The following is a 16,545-nucleotide window of genomic DNA, read 5'->3' as shown; positions in this document are numbered from 1 at the left end:
TGATCCAAGAGATTTCTGGATCACAGCATTCTTCTATCTTCTGCTCATCTCAGCGGGCTTTCTGCAAAAGGAAAGCATCAACCCTATAGGGCAGCGCGAGCGGACGGGCAGGATCTAATTCAAGTTTTTCGAAGAGATACCACGTCAAATTTTTTGTGAGGCGTTCGCGATCCTTGTCACGAGCCCGCAGCCAGTAGGAGCGGGTCTGGGCTAACTCTAGGAGTTGTGGAGGGTAGATGATCTGATCCCAAGAACCGCGGTAGTCCTCGACAATGAGCCAAGGCGGAGCGACCTGGGGGACGAAGCCGCGCTTGAGCGTATCGCCTGAGTGTATAATGCGGCTGAGCCGATGCACCCACGGGATATCGACATCGAGTGTATTCCACACCAAAAGAACTGAGGCATCAATCGTCGAGATCCGTGCGAGTTCTTTACTAGCCCGCTCATTATCCATCCAATGCCATGCTTGAGCAACAGTTATAAGGTCGAAAGAGCCCTCGGTACACGGTATCTCCTCTGCGTTCGCCCTGAGAATTGGAATCTGGGGTAGGGCGCGAGTAAAACTACGTGCCATATCGGCGCTGGGTTCGAGCGCATAAATCTGCTGGAATCTAGAGTCTTGAGCTAAAAGCTCGGTGAATTTTCCCGTTCCAGCTCCTATGTCGAGGACTTTATCTGCCTTGCCAATGAGGTCGAGAACTTCATTGGGATAGGACGGGCGGATATTGTGATAAAGGGTGGCGCCTGTAATAAACGCTTGGGACATATTCTTGCGATGAGACTGGCCGCGAAAACGGGGGAGATGTCGCTGAGAGATCGAGGGGATAGGCGTTGTTACCTGAGCATAAGGATCTTTAATCAGCGGCTGGAGTGGATCATCGGATCTAGACATGGTAGATAAAGTCTAGCGGACAACACAGGTATCGTGGCACTCTATGCAGGGCCTAATCAACAGACTGGTAGGTGGTCTCCACATGTAACGCCCGACACATAGTTTCAAGTAGTGAAACCCCACTCCAGCGGTTGCAGCCAGCCTAGGATAGAGAATGGCTCTTCGATACGAACCAGTAATGTCCTTGATGGCAGCGCGTAAATAACCGGGTACGGCCGGAAGAGCAATGATGACCGTTGGCGCATCGTAGTATGCCCAAGAAGTAACGACGTTATTTTTACGCATAACATCCGGCCAATAGAATGCACATAACGTATGAATTACCTTAAGCACCAAACCAGCCACCGCTAATCACCGCAATTTTCTAGCATCTACGGCGGCTTACATAGGTTAAGGACATAAATATACACACTGCCAGGGCAATCAATATTAGTCAGCGTTTCTCCTACTGATTCTTCCAACAATGGAACGAACATCGAGCCATCGTCCAAGAAGTAATCCCATTCCGCAGTCAGGCCGGTCTCGCACGATAATTTTTTTGTAATTTCCTTAATTTCAACAAGCCTTAGCCCCAAGCCCCTCTGACCAATTACATAGTCTTTCACTCCCATGGGAAAGATTGCAGGCTTATTTGAAGAACTCGTACGTAAAGAACGTTTGAGCGAGAAATCAACTATAATAACTCTACCGCCCGGAACTAGATAGTTCGGGAAAATAGATAAAGCGTTCCGTGGAGAGTCAACTAGAGATAATGTTAGCCTACAAACAATACAATCAAACCATTCATGAAATTGTCGATTATATTCGGCGATATATTGTTGAAGAAACTATAGCCTGAATTCCGAAGAGAAAATTGATTTCTCGCAAAATTCAGGGCCTGGGTGTCTATGTCAATACCCGTATAGTCAGTTTCCCCCATCCCTGGTCTTCCAATGACTTCAAAACATGAGATAATTGCCCAAACTGACAGCCGGCATCCAAAAGATTTTGAGGAGGACTCCCAATTAGGGATGCGCATAATTGAGCGTAACGGGGGGAAGAAAATAGTCATGAACCCGGTTTGCGCCAAAGCTAGTTAGCGGAAATTGGAAACCACTCAAGAGAGTTTTCGCCTAACTGCTAAGGTGTTTAGCAGAGCAAAGCCTGCGGTCCACGCCCCAAACCCGATCAAGGTCGCCGTAGCTAGGTTATTTCCTAGCCCAAGATCAACAATGAGATCTCGCGCGGCCCGTGAAGGTAGCAACAAGCTTAAATCATTCAATCGCTCCGGCATGTAGGAAGGCGAAACCAAGATTCCGCCAGCAAAAGCCAATGTTAAAAAGAGTAACTGGGCAACAGTAACAACGGATTTCGTAGTCAAGATCCTCCCCATGAAGCTGCCGAGCAAACCGAACATCACTGTCGATGCCACCAGGCCGCCGGTCGCAGCCACAAAATGCCGTGTCAGTTCGAATTCGGTAGTAACCAGAGCGCAGCCCAAGAGCAGAGCTATACCCACCACCATCATGAAGCTAACTGTGACGATATGGGCGATATAGCGGGGGAAGAGGCCGTAAGGCAAAGTCCGTAGATAGTTAGCAAACCCAGTCTGCCTATCCTGGGCAATCGAAGTACTAAACCCAAACAAACAGGTTGACATTGAAATCATCACGACCAGCTGCAGCGTCGATTCAGTCGCAAGATGGGCATCCTCTACAACTTGTGAGTTCGGAAGAACAAAGAACACAAAACACAACAGCGGAATGACAATATTTCCAGTCAGAGCCATCAAATCCCGAAATGTTTCCAAAACCACAACTTTGAGATGACCAGAAAAAACCCTTAACGCATTAGTCATTATCGCAGCTCCTCAGGATTGGTGGTTACCTGTTCACGCAATCGTGTCTCCATAGCTTCTTCCAACGACATGGGGTTAGCTCGGAGTTCTGTGAAATTAACTCCGCTGGCAACTAGCTCTTTAACAAAAGCATTGATATTGCTAACGGTAAACTTCAGGCGCCTGCCGTTGCCGTCCCCTGCGCTCATGGAAGGGGAGTCCGCGCCTTGAGAAAGCTCGCAACTGCCAACGCTAGGCAGGCTTTGCACTACTTCGGGGTTATCCACTGTGCATTCAACAACGGTTGCTTGTGACACTCGCAGAAACTCAGCTTTAGTCATGTAACCTTTGCTTCGTCCCTTATCTAGGAGAAGAATATGATCAGCAAGCAAATCCACCTCATCTAAATAGTGTGAAGTTAGCAAGTTCGCGACACCACGCTGAGACTGCCGTTGAATTTTATCCCACATTAATCGGCGGGCTTCGGTGTCTAATCCAGTGGTCGGCTCATCCAGGAGAACCAATTTCGGATCTCCAAGGTAAGCCAAGGCCACACTGACGCGGTGTTTTTGGCCACCAGAGAGGCTACGCAACTGCTTTTTTGCGAATTGCCCGATGTCCCAACTTTCCAGGTGCTTCAAGCAAAAATCAGTATCTGTGGGACTGCCAGGAAACTGCGATGAGACGAACTGCGCCATTTCAAGAGCGCTCAAAGAATCCGGCAGCTTTGCTTCTTGCGGCACTAGACCCAGAGCTTGTTTACTTACGCGAGCTGTTGGCCGTTGACCTAGAACCCTAATGTCACCGCAAGTAGGCTCCTCTAAACCACTAATCAGTCTAATGAGAGTAGATTTCCCGGCACCATTCGGGCCCAGGACTCCCAAGATATCACCACTGGAGATAGTGAAGGTGATGTCATCAAGAACCGTTGTATCCCGGTATCGTTTCCCAATCATCTCCGCAGCCACTGTAAACACTTTTTCCCCTATCAAGTTATCCATAACTAGGTTAATTCATAAATTCTCGCAGATCGAAAAAATTGCACTTGAACGCTCCTGAGGTTTCCAATATATCCAGAACGTCACTATCTTCAGGCGTGGAAATGACTTGAACCTGGCGCAGATAGGAAAGCACCAATTCGTTACCCTGGCGTCTGCATGTGAAGCCAGGGTTCTACACTAACCTCGATATACCGATGTCTTTATCAGACATCCTTAGGCCCACCTCCGATAGAAAAGAGCAGCATAATTATCAGGCCGAGTGCGAAACCTATCCCAACCACAGCTATGGATTTGGCAACGTCGCCTTCCATTAGATAGTTGGCTCCGCCACCGAGCAGTCCTGCAGTGACAGATATTAATAAGCCCCGTTTAAATGATGCTTTCAAAAGCTAAACCTTTCTATATTTGCATATTTACTTCTTAAAGAAAATAGACTAGCCTGCAACTTACTTTTTTACCCTCAGGTACCTTGGGGTATAAACCCTACTTTAGGGCCATCTCCCACACTTAGGTTAGCAAAAGCAATCCTAATTTGCACTTTATGCGTTAATAAATTAAATTTCCCCGCCGCGGGCTAAGGGACAAGAAGCGTGTATAGATCGGCCCGAAAATAGCGGGTTATGCGGCGTTATGTAGGTGCCTACTCCTCCCGGGGGGTCGCTCGGGCTGCTTGTGCCGAAATCCACGCTTTTTGTTCCAGATGAGATATTTGGGTGTCGTTTTCTAGCTTTAAGCTATGGCAAATCTATATACCAAATGGCCCACCACGTAGCGGACTTCAGTGCGAGAAGTAAGAACCTTCTACACGGGAGCTATCCCAGGTGCCGCACCTGTTCACTGAACGCAGGCAACCTCAAGAACCATTTTTTGTGTATTCCAAGGGTGTAAGTGAGACACGCAACTTTTTACCGTTGCACGGTATGACGAAACAGTCGTTCCATCAGACGCTGTGTTCCGGGCACCTGATGAAGACGGACTACCGTTCGCTTTAATTTCTTCTTCCATGTTCATCACGTGGCAAAGAACCGTAGGGGGTCGGTTGGAATCGCGACTACGCTTTTCAACACGCTTACGTGGAATACCTTCCCCGTGCCTGATTTGGATGAGGCAACAAGGGAGCGGATTATCAACGCGGGCAAGAAAGTTTTAGCTGCCCGGGAGTTGTACCCGGAGCGTTCCTTGGCTAATCATCACACTCCGCTAGCGATGTCGCTTGAGTTGGTGAAGGTGCATGACGCATTGACCGTGAGGTTGATAAAGCGATGGGAGCGCCTCGCAAACTCACGAGCGAGAAGCAACGCCAAGAGGTCCCATTTAGTAGCTACGCTGCGCTTTTTCATGGTTAAGCTACCGCGGGGCTTCGCCTTAACTTCCGCCAATGGAGGGCAGGCAGACCGCAGCCAAGCGCTGGCAAGACCCCAACAGTGACTACGCGAAGAAAGAACGCCAGAAACTCGCAGCAGCCAACAAGCGTTAGAAACTGGCGGGCAACGAAACCCGCGCGAGAGTCTTAGCCGTCTATGCTGCCGAGCTAGCCCAGACCGGCAAAGTGCTTTCAGGCGCGGCTATTGGCCGTGAATTAGGCATCACTTGCAAGACGACAAGCGCTCATTTACGCGAACTTAGGGCTGCCGGATTGATTGGCTAAAAGTGCAACCCGCCGTAAGCAATATACGCTTCCCCCGGGCGGTAGCCGGTTGGTTACTATCTTCGATTAGAAAACCTTTAGTAGTAGGGGTGTGTTTTCCCTAGGGAAAGTACTTACCTAGAGGGGATTGTTTGGTGAGTGCTTGGGTGGTGGTTGGTTGTGTCGGGGCGGGTGGTTGAAGAGAGTTTCTCTCACCCCCTGGGCAGCAGGGAGACTTCTCATTAGTATGTGCTTCAAGTCATACTACAGAGAGGCTAAAATTCTGGAACCCAGGTTGCTGTTTAACAGCCCAAGCGTCGAAGGAAGAAAAAATGGAAATCCTCGTCATTGGGGCTACTCCTTTAGTTCCTGTTCTTATAATTTCGCTTGCTTTTAAAGGGGCGCAAATGCTGATTAATCTTCAAAAAGAAGTTAATCACATCTCGAAAGAACTTCGGAGCAGAGATACTTAACCAGCTTCACAAGCAACGACCCGGAACTCATTTAGCTTTGTTGGAGCGGGGGGGTTGTAGCAAGCTTTGTGGCGAGTCTGCCGGGTTCTTGGAGCACTGGTTGTAGCACCGGTTGTAGCGTTAAGTGCACGCTTTGGAGAAAGAGGGCGCGCACTTTTCGTTATGCGTGCACAGGGGCGCGTTTGAAGAAGAAAGCGGCGCGCGCTTTCGGCGGACGTAGGGAAGCTCGGGCAGAACGCGCAAAAGTGCCACGAACGCCGTAGTTGTAGCCGCGAGTTTGGGGCAGTTTAAGACGTTCTCGGGAATGGCTTAGGTATCGCGCGGGGTGAAAATGTTTCACCGGTTTTCCTCTCGCGCGGGGTCAGTTGTAGCGCTGGTTTGGGCACGGCGGTCAGTGCGCGCACCCCAAGGCTCTTGGAGTGCATATGGTGTGTGGCAGTTTCGAGGATCAGAGTCGACGCCATGCGCCGAGCAGTAGAGCTAGGGAGAGCGGGGGCAGGGAATCCGAGAGGGTCGGAGAGCGTGCGAAGCCTAGCCAAACAATGCAGAAATAAACGGTGATAAAACGTTATGCCAGGTTGGCGTCCGGCAGACGACTTTACTCGCCGGTTATTCCTGATGACTGTTTTTGACGTGATTGACCAGTACTGCCGCAACTATGGCGAGCAGTATGAGGATGGCAAATCCGAGGATCGACCTGTTTGAAATGGCGACATAACCTGAGATTGCCAGCCCAAATAGTGCAACGACAATCGCATTGGGCGATATTTTATGCCTGTTCATGAGTCATCTTTCGCACTTGATCGTTAAGTACACTCGCTGTTACGAACCGCTCCGGCCCTTGTGTAATTGATCTTTATGCGATTATTGCACATATTGTGGTGGCTGAGAACCACTGTTGCCCCGGTGATGATAGCTCTAACGACGGTGCAGGTAGCTCACCCGACACCGGGAATGGCGCAGATGGCGGCCCCTAGGGCAAACCCCGATCCACTAATGATCAGGTCCTGCTCAAGAGGGGTGAACTCTACCCAAAAGCCCCCTTCTTCATTCCCTCCACTTGCGTAGGGGGTGATGGCATGTGAATCCTTCAACGTTAGATCCATGTGCTCGAGGTCGAAGGTTACGGGGGAGTCGTCATTTACAGTTCGGGGAACATCCGAGTTGATCAGCTCCTCAAAAGCTTGATCCAGAACCTCCGGAGTGACTGATGTCTCTGCATCGGTCTGTTATTGGAACTCCTGAAGGGTTAAAGGATCGTCTTTTTCGGCAGCGACGGCTTGACCCTGACCAGAGAAAAGGATAGCGACGGAAGCTAGTTAAGCCAGGGATTTTGATCGAGGTCTCATAGTGTTTCCAATCCTTAGAGAGGGGAGATTCGTGATCTAGGTTACATACGATCCAAATTGTCTTCAACATTTTTAGGAAATGTCAGATCATGGGTCGTTAGGTCGACCAATAATCATCATCAGGCGGTGATAGAGGGGAGCGAAGAAGCACGCTAGAGAGTCACCTGAGGATAGCCTGAACTCCTACCTTGGTTTGGCCGCGCGCGAGCTTCACCTCGATCACTCGCGCGTTGACCACTACGACCCGTTAGCAATGGACCATGCCCTTGTTAGAGCTCACGATGATCTAGATCGGGAACTCGATAAAGCGATGGGAGTTCCGCGCAAGCTCACCAACGAGCGGCAGCGCCAAGAGATTCTGTTTGCAAACTATGCTGATATGTCTCGCGAGAACTAGCGCAGGTCCAGGAAATCTCTTTCGGGCAGAGTGCGCACACCGGTGTGAGAGCATCCGAGCACGCCTACAAGATGGCACAATCCCACGGCGGAGCCGGGCGGCCCGGGGACAAGCCACCAGTGTCAGATCGTCTAACCATTGCCAGGCGTGTGCGTGGATACGTCACCACGTCCTCAAGCCCGGATTATCAAGGCCACAGCGCTAGCGAGAAAGCCACCAGCAGCAAACGCAAAGCACTCGCCACCATGGGACACAAAGGCTGTAAGAAAGCCGCAGAGCGCTGGGAAAAAGATCCTAATGGAGAAGATACGAAAGCAGCGCGTAAGAAGCTCCAAGCTGCCAATGCACCTCGCTAGAGCCAGGGAAAAGGAACCCGAGGGCGGGTGCTAGCAACAGCGATGGATGTCTGAACCCAGACAGGAAGCTTCCGTCAGGACGAACCGTAGGCCAGGAACTAGGCATTACTCGGCAGCAAGCTAATCGTCATTTGAACGCTCTAAGGGAGGCTGGTCTTATTTAGCCAAGGGGTGGAACATGCCGTAAGCAATAGACGGTTCCCCTGGCGCTAGGCAGTGAGAGTAAGAAGATTACGTGCTTGATAGTTTAAAAGAGCTAGATGGGGGTGTACTTGATAATCCACCTTCGTGTGGAACTTGGGGCTTGCTTGCATCTGGGCAAACGGTGGCTGCATGCTTTAGGCCGATGTTCGCCTTGGATTTTTTCCTGGTCCGTGAAACTTGAATTGTTGTGGACTGTTTCTTTAATCCAGGAAACTCGTGGCACAACGTGGGTATGCCACATGGGGCGGTCTTTTCCATCGTTGCATTCGGGGTTGAATCCGCCGGCAATATGCACTGCGTAGAGGGTATTGTCCTTGTAGATGGGGGCTCCTGAGTCTCCGCCACAGGAACGTGAAGCAGTTGCGGATGTCCCTTTGAAAACAGCTGTGTATGTAGCGTTCCCGAAATCCAGGGAGTCAACTTTTTTAGAAATGACTGTCTTAGCTGAGGAGGCATAGTCTTGGCGCTGCGCGTACCCGGTAAGTACGGCTTGATCCCCAATGGTTAACGACTCATTAGCAAGGATAAAGGTATCTGCGTGGATTCCTGTGCCTACTTTAATGAAAGCAACATCATCGTTTGGAGAGTTGGTATGGATAGCAGCGATACCTGCTACTTCGCCGATGAACTCATCACTCCAGATGGAATAGGACGCTTCAATGTCTTCGAACATGGGATGATCTACTGGACACCGAAGACAGGAGCGCAGGCTGTTTATGAACCGATCTTGTCTAAGTGGGCTAAAGTTGAATACGAAAGAAGCCGCTATGGATATTATCCTGTAGCACCGCAGGAAAACATTGGAGAGTGGCATGTGCGTCAACGCTTTGAGCGAGGCGAAATAGCATCCTTTAATGAAACTATCTCTAGTTTGGCCAAGTCTTTTGGCTTAGATGGTCAAGGGGCGCAAGAGATATTTGATGTGCTAATGAAAGACTTTGCAGATCACGGTATTGATAGCAAAATAGGATTTAAAAATCCTTTAGCGAATTCTCTTAAGTCGCTTGAATTTAATCAATCCAATCTGCTCGCAGCGCTAGCTGAAGCTCCTGTTTTGCAATCGAACAGCGATAATGAAGCTGCTGATTGCAGTTATATTCCACCTGGAAACTCGAATACTCTTGCCGGAGACGTATTTCATTCTGTGGCTACTACTTATACTTACAATCATGGCCACAATGGCATCTTCGTTAAAGAGGGGGCCACAATGGAAGAAATTGAGACGGTGGAAGCCGTTAATCCTAAGCGAGGCGTCCAGAGGCTTTTAGGGAGCATTCAAGAAGGTGTATGCGCTCCGAGACTCTTGCACGTTAAAACCGATGACGCCACTCGAGCAGGTGCCGTAGCCTTTGCTAAGAAGCAGGCCCAGGAAGGAAAAGGCTATAACAAGAAGTCTCTCGCAACTCGTATTGGGGCGTTAGAGCAAGATACATACAATTGCGCACAACTGGTATGGGCTGCATATAAGAAAGCTTCTGGTGGTGGTCTTGATATCGGCGAAGAGCATCCCTATGAACCTTATAGCCAGCTGTTATGCCTTCTGACATTTTGAAGTCGCATAATACCTACGAATACTGATCGGAAGTCAACATTGCCCAGAATGCTATTTCGAAAGCTTCTAACGGGTTGGGCTTTGGGAGCGAGCGCATTTGTTGTTTCTTCATGTGCGCAAGAGACCCCACAGCAATCAAAAGCTCTTGTTTCTTGGGAATGGGGTGGTATCGCTAGAGCTGTTTCTGTGGCTCCTTCCGCAAACAACCATAACTACGTTTTTGGATCAAACGCTGACGAAGTGGATTCTCTTTCTGAACTTGCTTCGGTGTATAACCCTTCGATAGAGAGGCTTGGTGAAGGGTATATGGCACCAGATATGGATCAAATGGTTGTCTTTGATTCGCATTTTCACAAGCAATCTGAGAGACCAATTGAAGGTTTAGGATTACCGACCCAAACGACTTCTGCTGGTTCAGCAGACAACGAAACAGCAGTGTTTGTTTTTAATGTAAGTAAGAGTGGTAGTCCGTACGCTAGCCGCATCGTGCTTGCTACTGAGGACACTACAAATGTGGTAACTCGTGATATGAGGCCGATCGCATTGAGGGCTTGTACTGATAAAACAGCTGTCTGGATAGAACGCGATGAAGATGATGGCAGCGGATTAACGCTTGTGCGTATGGGAGTTGATGGATTACTGTCTGAGTCTCGTTTCGACGGGCCTACTGGAATAGTTGCCTCAGGATTTTTTCCGTTCTTGGGTGCGGGGAAGAAAACTCCTATATTTCATTTCCTGACGAATTTAGTAGTGCGGATGTTTTTTCAGTCGATGGTCTAAGCAAGAAACAAACCTTGAAACATGAAGGAAAACTCAAGGAGCTACCAGGACCAGGTGTACATAGGTCTTCTCGCTACGAAGAAGGAAGTGTGTCATACTTTTCGCATCGAAGAACGCTCCTGGAAGTCGATCTTGTGCATCAGGAAATTAGAGAAACTGAACCTCTTATTGGTGCAGATCGTCGCCCTGTATCTGCAACGAGCGACGGAGAGAATCTGCGTATTGTGACTCAGCCGCTCGACGGTGCCGAAGAGCTTCTCGTGCATTCATTTTCGTTTGAAAGTCCCGCTCCGGATGAGGTCGGCACCCATATCGCAAAGCTTAGCCAGCTTATGCGCGGCGGTACTGCAAAAGATGCATATACGATTCCGATGTCTATTTACCCTTATTAGTCGCTGTGCGTGGTGCTAGTCCACGGGTTTAGTTCGGGCAAGGAAGTCGCACAAGCGACTTCCTTGCTCTGTGTCACTATCCCGCCTTAAAAGGGTGTTCGGATAAAATAGTGGGCAGCTCCACCGTCAAGGTGAGCTACCCACCACAATTGGGCTGAGATTTATAGTCGATCGTTTTTTTCAGCCATTTTTTCTTTGGTTGTCGTGATCCGCGTCGTGTGGTGGCGTCTAGTCTTGATCAGTTGGTCGCTGCTCGTGCGAGTGACTCACACCAGTAGCACTCAACCCCAGTGTGTTCAAGATAGATGTACTTCAGCCATTACAGGTAGGCATGAGATGGACCGTGGTGATAAGTGACCCCCGAACCCCGAGGTGAGGTGCTCACGAGTACTGAGCGCCGTGGGCGACGGGAGGGTTATAGTGATCTTCGATTTAAATGGTTAGCCTCTGACGAGGTGCGGCTAAGAGCGAAGTCTGAGAGTCCTTGGTGAGTACAGGGCCGAATCAAAGCTAATGCCGAGTAAAAGCCCATGCCGCACGGGGCAGAGTACCCATATAAATCCACATAAATAGAGGTCAATCGTAGTGGTTAATTTTCCTAAGTATTCACTTAACCCACTGCAGGGCTCGGCTACAGCCTGGGCCGCTGCAACGGCGGGGTAATTTGGGCGATCTCATTGTTTTCTTATGAGAGGAGGACAAGGTTTTTTTAAACAACAAGATCACCGGCTTGCCTTCTTTTCGCCAGCCCTGTCGGCACTGGCACAGATAATCCTCTACATTGGTGGAAGACACTGTAGGCAAACCAGAAAGGATTCAATATGTCCTTAGCAGACAAAGCTAAGCAACTTCTCAACAGCGATCAAGGTGAAAAGTTCAGTGATGCGGCTCTCGATAAAGCAGCCGATTTAGCCAAGGAGAAGCTTGGTGAGGATAAGGCTGCCAAAATTGACTCCCTACGCGAGAAGGCTGATAGAAAATTGGGCAACCAATAGCTAGAAAAAGAAAGATGCTTTCCGTGTAGACAACCGCACGGGAGGCATCTTTTTGTTTTTGGGTCACCCGAGAGCTTTTAACTACTAGACTGAAATAATGAGTTCAGATAATTCTCCTACACTAGATATGAAGGCTTCTAACCCCGATCGACTGGTGCTCGTTACGGGTGCTACTGGATATGTTGGCGGTCGCTTGATCACGGAACTTCTGGCGGCCGGTTTCAGGGTTCGAGCATCCTCACGACGCATTTCAAGCATGCAACGCTTCGATTGGAGCGATGATGTCGAGCTTGTCGAAGCTGATCTCGCTCACGAGGGTGATGCCGAACGCATACTGGAGGGCGTTGATGTAGCGATGTACCTCGTGCATTCGATGGGCGGTAGGGACGAGGATTTCGAAGTAGTTGAACAACGGACCGCTACCTCGTTCGCCCGAGCGGCTGAGGCAGCCGATGTCAAGCAGATTGTCTATCTCTCGGGCCTGCACCCATCGCACAAGAAACTGGATGAACTGTCAAAGCATATGCGTTCGCGCGAACGTGTGGCACAAATTTTCCTTGAGAGCGACATCCCCACACTGGTTTATCGTGCCGCTACCTTGATCGGATCTGGGTCGGCTTCCTTTGAGATGATCCGCCATCTCACCGAACGCCTCCCGATTATGGTAGCGCCAAGTTGGATCGTCAACCGTATTGAGCCCCTCTCGATCCGGGATACCCTCTACTACCTAGTGCAGGCGGCAGACCTAGACGAGCCCGTTAACCGCGGATATGATATCGGCTGCGGCAAGGTCTACAAATTCATGGATTTGCTTAAACTCTACGGTAAACAACGCGGACTCAAACGTTATATTTTCCCAGTTCCGTTGCAGCTCCCCATGGATCTGCTCTCAGGTGGCTGGATCGGGTTGGTAACCCCTGTACCAGCAAGTCTTGCAATCCCACTGGCGCAATCAATGGCTGAAGATGCGATCACTGAAGAGCATGATATCGAGCAGATTATTCCCGATCCACCCGAGGGGCTCATTGATTATTCCCACGCGGTTCAGTTGGCGCTCAAAGCAGAGGAGGAGCGCGGTGTGCCAACATCCTGGGATAATAGTTGGAGCTCTGCAGGAGACGCCGCTGACAGCCTACCTACTGATCCACAGTGGTCTGGCTCCACAGTCTATGAGGATACCCGCCATGGACACTCCGATTTGCCCCCCGAGAAGATTTGGGAGGTCGTCGAGGGGATTGGTGGTTCGCACGGGTGGTATTCCACTCCGGTGCTGTGGCGAATTCGCGGTCTCGTCGACCGGTTGATCGGTGGCCCTGGTCTGCGGAGTCGTCGTGATCCCTGGCATCTGAAGCCTGGCGATCGTGTCGATTGGTGGCGCGTGGCAGAAATCGATGCCCCGCATCGATTAGTGCTGGCCGCTGAAATGAAATTGGATGGTCGGGGGTGGCTAATTCTCGAAGTAGAAGAAACCGATACAGGCTCTCGCTATACGCAACGGGCCATATTCCAACCAACAGGACTCCCGGGTCGGCTGTACTGGTGGTCGCTCATTCCTTTCCACTCACTCATATTCCCGCTGATGCTCCGCAATATTCTTAAGAAAGCAGAGGAATTGAACGCTTAGTGATGGTCCTCGTGGGAGTGAGGTCGATCTAACCACGTGTGGGTATGGCTTATGGTGTGAGATTCCATGGCTATATCAGCCTCCTCCCGGGGATGAATATGGCGGTGATCGTGATGGTGCACATGGGCGTGAGAGTGCAGTAATCCGTTAGCGTGACGGTGACTATGAGTGTGCTCGTGACCGTGCTGGTGCGAGTGTTGCAAACCGATGGAATCGCGAATGAGCAACCATGTGGCTATGACCATGATGCCCAGCGCCGCATAGAAGTTCCAGGCCGGTTTCTCACCGAAAATGACGAAAGAAAAAGCTACTCCGAGAAAAGGGGCAACTGCATAATAGGCGCTGGTTTTAGCCGCGCCTAAATGCTTTTGGGCCAAGATATACGTCGTGATACTGAGCCCATAGGAAATGAAACCGAGCAGCATAGCTAATATCACCCACAACCAAGGGGGTGCCCCTTCGCCGATTGCGAGGGCGATGATGAGACTACCCAGGCCTGAGAAAATCCCCTTGATGGTCACGATATGAGCTGGATTCTTTGAGGACAGCCGTGCGGTGCAGTTATTCTCCAGGCCCCAACAAGTACAAGCACCGAGTACGAGTACTGCGCCCCAGTTGAGGCGGAAATCAGTGGCTTCAACGGTGAGCAATATGCTCGCCAAAGTGAGAAGAACGATGGCGATAGTGAGTTTGCGACTCAGCACCTCCTTGAAGATAACCCAAGCGATGAGAGAAGTGGCCACAATCTCAAAATTGTTCAATAAAGAAGTGGTCGCCGGGGTGGTGAGAGATAATCCCCAAACCAATAAAATGGGTGCGGCGATATCCAGGACCACCATTGCCACAACGAAGGGCACATCTGTCCTGTCGAATGGTTCAGCCTGAGCCAATTTTCGGCTCAAACCAACAGTTGTGATCACGCCCATGCCCACGCCAGCACCCAAATACAGAAGTCCCGCCAGCATAGTGGGATCGACCTGTAGGAGAAGGACCTTTGCCGCTGGAGCCGATAAAGCATAAAGTGCTGCTGCGAGAATGGCCAGGCCGATGGCACGATTCTTTGAAGAGTTAATCATGGAACGATCCTTTGGTGGGAAACTGAGGCTTCTCTATCTTAAAGTGCCCAAGGCGCGCAGAAGTTAAGTCTGCTGAATATTATGGGAGGCGTCACTGCAACTTTTAATTTAGACTTATATCACGAGCTAAATCTGATGGTTTCTACACCACAACCGCATAGATCGGAGAGGAATTCGATGGCAGATAGAAATAAGCATTATATTGCTGCAATTGACCAGGGAACGACGTCGACGCGATGCCTCATCTTTGACGAGCGCGCGGAGCTGGTGGGCAGCGGTCAGTTCGAACATGAGCAGATCTTCCCGCAACCGGGTTGGGTGGAACACAATGCACTAGAGATTTGGGATAATACCCGGCGGTGTGTAGCACAGGCGCTAGCAGAGGCAAATATCGCCCGCGAATCAATAGCAGCGGTGGGGATAACTAACCAGCGTGAAACCACAGTGGTGTGGAATAAGGTGACCGGCCAGCCCATTAGCAATGCGATTGTCTGGCAGGATACCCGCACCAGGTCACTGTGCCAGACACTCCTTCAAACCCACGATGAATCGTGGATTCATGAAAGAACCGGACTGTTTGTCAACTCCTATTCATCGGGACCCAAGCTCAAATGGCTACTAGATAATATTGAAGGTGCCAGAGATCTCGCCGAGCGCGGAGAGCTACTTTTTGGGACAATCGATTCGTGGTTGCTATGGAACCTCAGTGGCGGTGCACAAGGCGACAACGGCCAGCCCGCGCGCCATGCCACAGATGTCACCAATGCTTCGCGCACCCTGCTTATGAATATTCAAACCCTCGAATGGGATGAAGAACTGTGCCAGGCTTTGAATATACCGATGCAGATGCTGCCTGAGATTCGTCCCAGCGTGTCTACATTCGGACACGTGAGACAACGCGGGACACTCGGTGGAACCCCTATCACTGGAATTCTAGGCGACCAGCAAGCTGCTCTATTCGGTCAGGCTGGTTTTCATAAAGGCGATATCAAGAGCACTTACGGTACAGGTCTATTTTTACTGATGAATACTGGCAAAAAACCTCTTTTAAGTTCGCACGGACTCATCACCACGGTGAGTTACCAGATCGAGCGCCAGAAACCTCACTACGCACTTGAAGGATCGGTGGCTATGGGCGGCGCCCTCGTACAGTGGTTACGAGACAATCTCGGCACAATCAACTCAGCGGGGGAACTGGAAGATAGTGCTCTGAAAGTGTCTGACAACGGCGGAGTTTATATAGTCCCGGCATTCTCTGGCCTGTTTGCACCTCGGTGGGAGAGTGAGGCCCGCGGCATCATTGTTGGTTTGACGCGATTTGCCAATAAACACCACCTCTCTCGCGCAGTGATCGAAGCGACAGCTTATCAAACGCGAGATCTCATTGAGGCGATGCGAGCAGATAGCAACCAGGCTCTCGATACGCTCAAAGTGGACGGGGGAATGGTTCACAATGATCTGCTGATGCAATTCCAGGCAGATATTTCGGGCATGGAGGTGCACCGTCCTCAATTCGTCGAGACAACCGCTCTCGGAGCGGCTTTTGCAGCTGGATTGGGCGTTGGCATTTTTGATGACCTCAAGGATTTGCATAGACACAGCTCCGTGGAGAGGACCTTCAAACCCAAGATGACCGAAGAGACAGCGAAAAAACTCTATCGACAGTGGAACAGGGCTGTGGAGCGATCACTTGACTGGGAAGAGTAGTGCTTCGCAGCGGTCGCCCGGGAACTAGACCCGTTAAAATAGTCGACCGCGGGCTAAGTCCAAGCACACTCTGGGGATATGTCAATTGTAGTGCCAGTTGACTGCGACCCAGGACTGATGAATCACCGAGGAGCGCTAAGCGGAGTAGCTGCTCTACACAAGTTCTCATTGACTTCTCCGGACTTTCCTATAGGCAAGGGTGGGTGGTACGGGTATGAGAATAGAACGGTTGGGCCTTAGTTGTTGGCCCCCGACAGCCGCTCTGAACTTCGAAAAACGCTCTTCGCAGGCACTCATGCCGTGC

At 50.4% G+C, this 16,545-nt stretch carries 16 protein-coding genes; 9 read left to right on the top strand and 7 right to left on the bottom strand.

Translation table 11 applies throughout. The features are described 5' to 3' along the window. Positions 1 to 49: 49 nt before the first annotated feature. The 3 genes from NXT00_RS02165 to NXT00_RS02155 all read right to left on the bottom strand — a co-directional run bounded on the left by NXT00_RS02165 (position 50) and on the right by NXT00_RS02155 (position 3,709). Positions 50 to 892 (bottom strand): class I SAM-dependent methyltransferase, encoded by an 843-nt coding sequence (locus NXT00_RS02165; RefSeq protein ID WP_259077040.1) that lies wholly within the window; start codon positions 890 to 892, stop codon positions 50 to 52. A gap of 1,096 nt (positions 893 to 1,988) precedes the next feature. Then, positions 1,989 to 2,729 carry an ABC transporter permease gene (locus tag NXT00_RS02160; protein WP_259157836.1) on the bottom strand — a complete coding sequence of 247 codons (741 nt, stop codon included), beginning with the start codon at positions 2,727 to 2,729 and terminating at the stop codon, positions 1,989 to 1,991. Next, complete coding sequence (locus NXT00_RS02155; protein WP_259157831.1) at positions 2,729 to 3,709, bottom strand: ABC transporter ATP-binding protein; 981 nt, start codon at positions 3,707 to 3,709, stop codon at positions 2,729 to 2,731. The genes NXT00_RS02160 and NXT00_RS02155 overlap by 1 nt, the downstream gene beginning before the upstream one ends. A 949-nt stretch (positions 3,710 to 4,658) precedes the next feature. On the opposite strand from NXT00_RS02155, the gene NXT00_RS09430 reads away from it, so the two are divergent. Continuing rightward, positions 4,659 to 4,859, top strand: coding sequence for a type IIL restriction-modification enzyme MmeI (locus NXT00_RS09430; RefSeq protein ID WP_310470196.1), 201 nt, complete (start codon positions 4,659 to 4,661; stop codon positions 4,857 to 4,859). Between the two features lie 1,110 nt (positions 4,860 to 5,969). Here NXT00_RS09430 and NXT00_RS02150 read toward each other — a convergent pair. Next, positions 5,970 to 6,149, bottom strand: a complete 180-nt coding sequence (locus NXT00_RS02150) for a hypothetical protein (protein WP_259157828.1) — start codon at positions 6,147 to 6,149, stop codon at positions 5,970 to 5,972. A 269-nt stretch (positions 6,150 to 6,418) separates the two neighbouring features. Further along, entirely contained in the window at positions 6,419 to 6,592 is a 174-nt protein-coding gene (locus tag NXT00_RS02145) for a hypothetical protein (protein ID WP_259077036.1), read from the bottom strand. Between the two features lie 759 nt (positions 6,593 to 7,351). Between NXT00_RS02145 and NXT00_RS02140 the strand changes: the two genes are divergently transcribed. Together NXT00_RS02140 and NXT00_RS02135 are read left to right on the top strand one after the other, a co-directional pair. Next, complete coding sequence (locus NXT00_RS02140; RefSeq protein ID WP_259077034.1) at positions 7,352 to 7,555, top strand: type IIL restriction-modification enzyme MmeI; 204 nt, start codon at positions 7,352 to 7,354, stop codon at positions 7,553 to 7,555. A gap of 71 nt (positions 7,556 to 7,626) precedes the next feature. Beyond that, positions 7,627 to 7,911 carry a hypothetical protein gene (locus tag NXT00_RS02135; protein WP_259157824.1) on the top strand — a complete coding sequence of 95 codons (285 nt, stop codon included), beginning with the start codon at positions 7,627 to 7,629 and terminating at the stop codon, positions 7,909 to 7,911. 256 nt (positions 7,912 to 8,167) lie between these two features. On the opposite strand, the gene NXT00_RS02130 is transcribed toward NXT00_RS02135, so the two are convergent. Beyond that, positions 8,168 to 8,788 (bottom strand): S1 family peptidase, encoded by a 621-nt coding sequence (locus NXT00_RS02130; protein WP_259157823.1) that lies wholly within the window; start codon positions 8,786 to 8,788, stop codon positions 8,168 to 8,170. 3 nt (positions 8,789 to 8,791) lie between these two features. On the opposite strand from NXT00_RS02130, the gene NXT00_RS02125 reads away from it, so the two are divergent. The 5 genes from NXT00_RS02125 (at position 8,792) to NXT00_RS02105 (ending at position 13,458) form a co-directional block, all read left to right on the top strand. Continuing rightward, positions 8,792 to 9,667: a hypothetical protein gene (locus tag NXT00_RS02125; RefSeq protein WP_259157822.1), complete on the top strand. Its 876-nt coding sequence runs from the start codon at positions 8,792 to 8,794 to the stop codon at positions 9,665 to 9,667. 48 nt (positions 9,668 to 9,715) lie between these two features. After that, complete coding sequence (locus tag NXT00_RS02120; protein WP_259157820.1) at positions 9,716 to 10,447, top strand: hypothetical protein; 732 nt, start codon at positions 9,716 to 9,718, stop codon at positions 10,445 to 10,447. Between the two features lie 89 nt (positions 10,448 to 10,536). Continuing rightward, positions 10,537 to 10,839: a hypothetical protein gene (locus tag NXT00_RS02115; RefSeq protein WP_259077022.1), complete on the top strand. Its 303-nt coding sequence runs from the start codon at positions 10,537 to 10,539 to the stop codon at positions 10,837 to 10,839. Between the two features lie 821 nt (positions 10,840 to 11,660). Continuing rightward, on the top strand, positions 11,661 to 11,834 hold the full coding sequence (locus NXT00_RS02110) for an Rv0909 family putative TA system antitoxin (RefSeq protein WP_259077020.1): 174 nt from the start codon (positions 11,661 to 11,663) through the stop codon (positions 11,832 to 11,834). A gap of 97 nt (positions 11,835 to 11,931) precedes the next feature. Next, positions 11,932 to 13,458, top strand: a complete 1,527-nt coding sequence (locus NXT00_RS02105; protein ID WP_259077018.1) for an SDR family oxidoreductase — start codon at positions 11,932 to 11,934, stop codon at positions 13,456 to 13,458. On the opposite strand, the gene NXT00_RS09420 is transcribed toward NXT00_RS02105, so the two are convergent. Further along, positions 13,455 to 14,534, bottom strand: a complete 1,080-nt coding sequence (locus NXT00_RS09420) for a DMT family transporter (RefSeq protein WP_310470191.1) — start codon at positions 14,532 to 14,534, stop codon at positions 13,455 to 13,457. The two genes, NXT00_RS02105 and NXT00_RS09420, sit on opposite strands and share 4 nt — an antisense overlap. A gap of 177 nt (positions 14,535 to 14,711) precedes the next feature. Between NXT00_RS09420 and glpK the strand changes: the two genes are divergently transcribed. Next, positions 14,712 to 16,241 carry a glycerol kinase GlpK gene (glpK, locus tag NXT00_RS02090; protein ID WP_259077014.1) on the top strand — a complete coding sequence of 510 codons (1,530 nt, stop codon included), beginning with the start codon at positions 14,712 to 14,714 and terminating at the stop codon, positions 16,239 to 16,241. The last annotated feature ends 304 nt before the right edge of the window (positions 16,242 to 16,545 follow it).

The sequence above is a fragment of the Corynebacterium sp. ES2715-CONJ3 genome (assembly GCF_024814365.1).
In the GTDB taxonomy this organism is placed as follows: Bacteria; Actinomycetota; Actinomycetes; order Mycobacteriales; family Mycobacteriaceae; genus Corynebacterium.
The sequence above is the reverse complement of the archived record's forward strand: the minus strand, read 5'-3'. Positions and strand labels throughout refer to the sequence as shown.

Bases quoted from the DNA above. Each gene is read 5' to 3' on its own strand.
- NXT00_RS02165 (WP_259077040.1), bottom strand. From the start codon at position 892: ATGTCTAGATCCGATGATCCACTCCAGCCGCTGATTAAAGATCCTTAT.
- NXT00_RS02160 (WP_259157836.1), bottom strand. From the start codon at position 2,729: ATGACTAATGCGTTAAGGGTTTTTTCTGGTCATCTCAAAGTTGTGGTT.
- NXT00_RS02155 (WP_259157831.1), bottom strand. From the start codon at position 3,709: ATGGATAACTTGATAGGGGAAAAAGTGTTTACAGTGGCTGCGGAGATG.
- NXT00_RS02145 (WP_259077036.1), bottom strand. From the start codon at position 6,592: ATGAACAGGCATAAAATATCGCCCAATGCGATTGTCGTTGCACTATTT.
- NXT00_RS02135 (WP_259157824.1), top strand. From the start codon at position 7,627: ATGGCACAATCCCACGGCGGAGCCGGGCGGCCCGGGGACAAGCCACCA.
- NXT00_RS02130 (WP_259157823.1), bottom strand. From the start codon at position 8,788: ATGTTCGAAGACATTGAAGCGTCCTATTCCATCTGGAGTGATGAGTTC.
- NXT00_RS02125 (WP_259157822.1), top strand. From the start codon at position 8,792: ATGATCTACTGGACACCGAAGACAGGAGCGCAGGCTGTTTATGAACCG.
- NXT00_RS02120 (WP_259157820.1), top strand. From the start codon at position 9,716: ATGCTATTTCGAAAGCTTCTAACGGGTTGGGCTTTGGGAGCGAGCGCA.
- NXT00_RS02110 (WP_259077020.1), top strand. From the start codon at position 11,661: ATGTCCTTAGCAGACAAAGCTAAGCAACTTCTCAACAGCGATCAAGGT.
- NXT00_RS02105 (WP_259077018.1), top strand. From the start codon at position 11,932: ATGAGTTCAGATAATTCTCCTACACTAGATATGAAGGCTTCTAACCCC.
- NXT00_RS09420 (WP_310470191.1), bottom strand. From the start codon at position 14,534: ATGATTAACTCTTCAAAGAATCGTGCCATCGGCCTGGCCATTCTCGCA.
- glpK (WP_259077014.1), top strand. From the start codon at position 14,712: ATGGCAGATAGAAATAAGCATTATATTGCTGCAATTGACCAGGGAACG.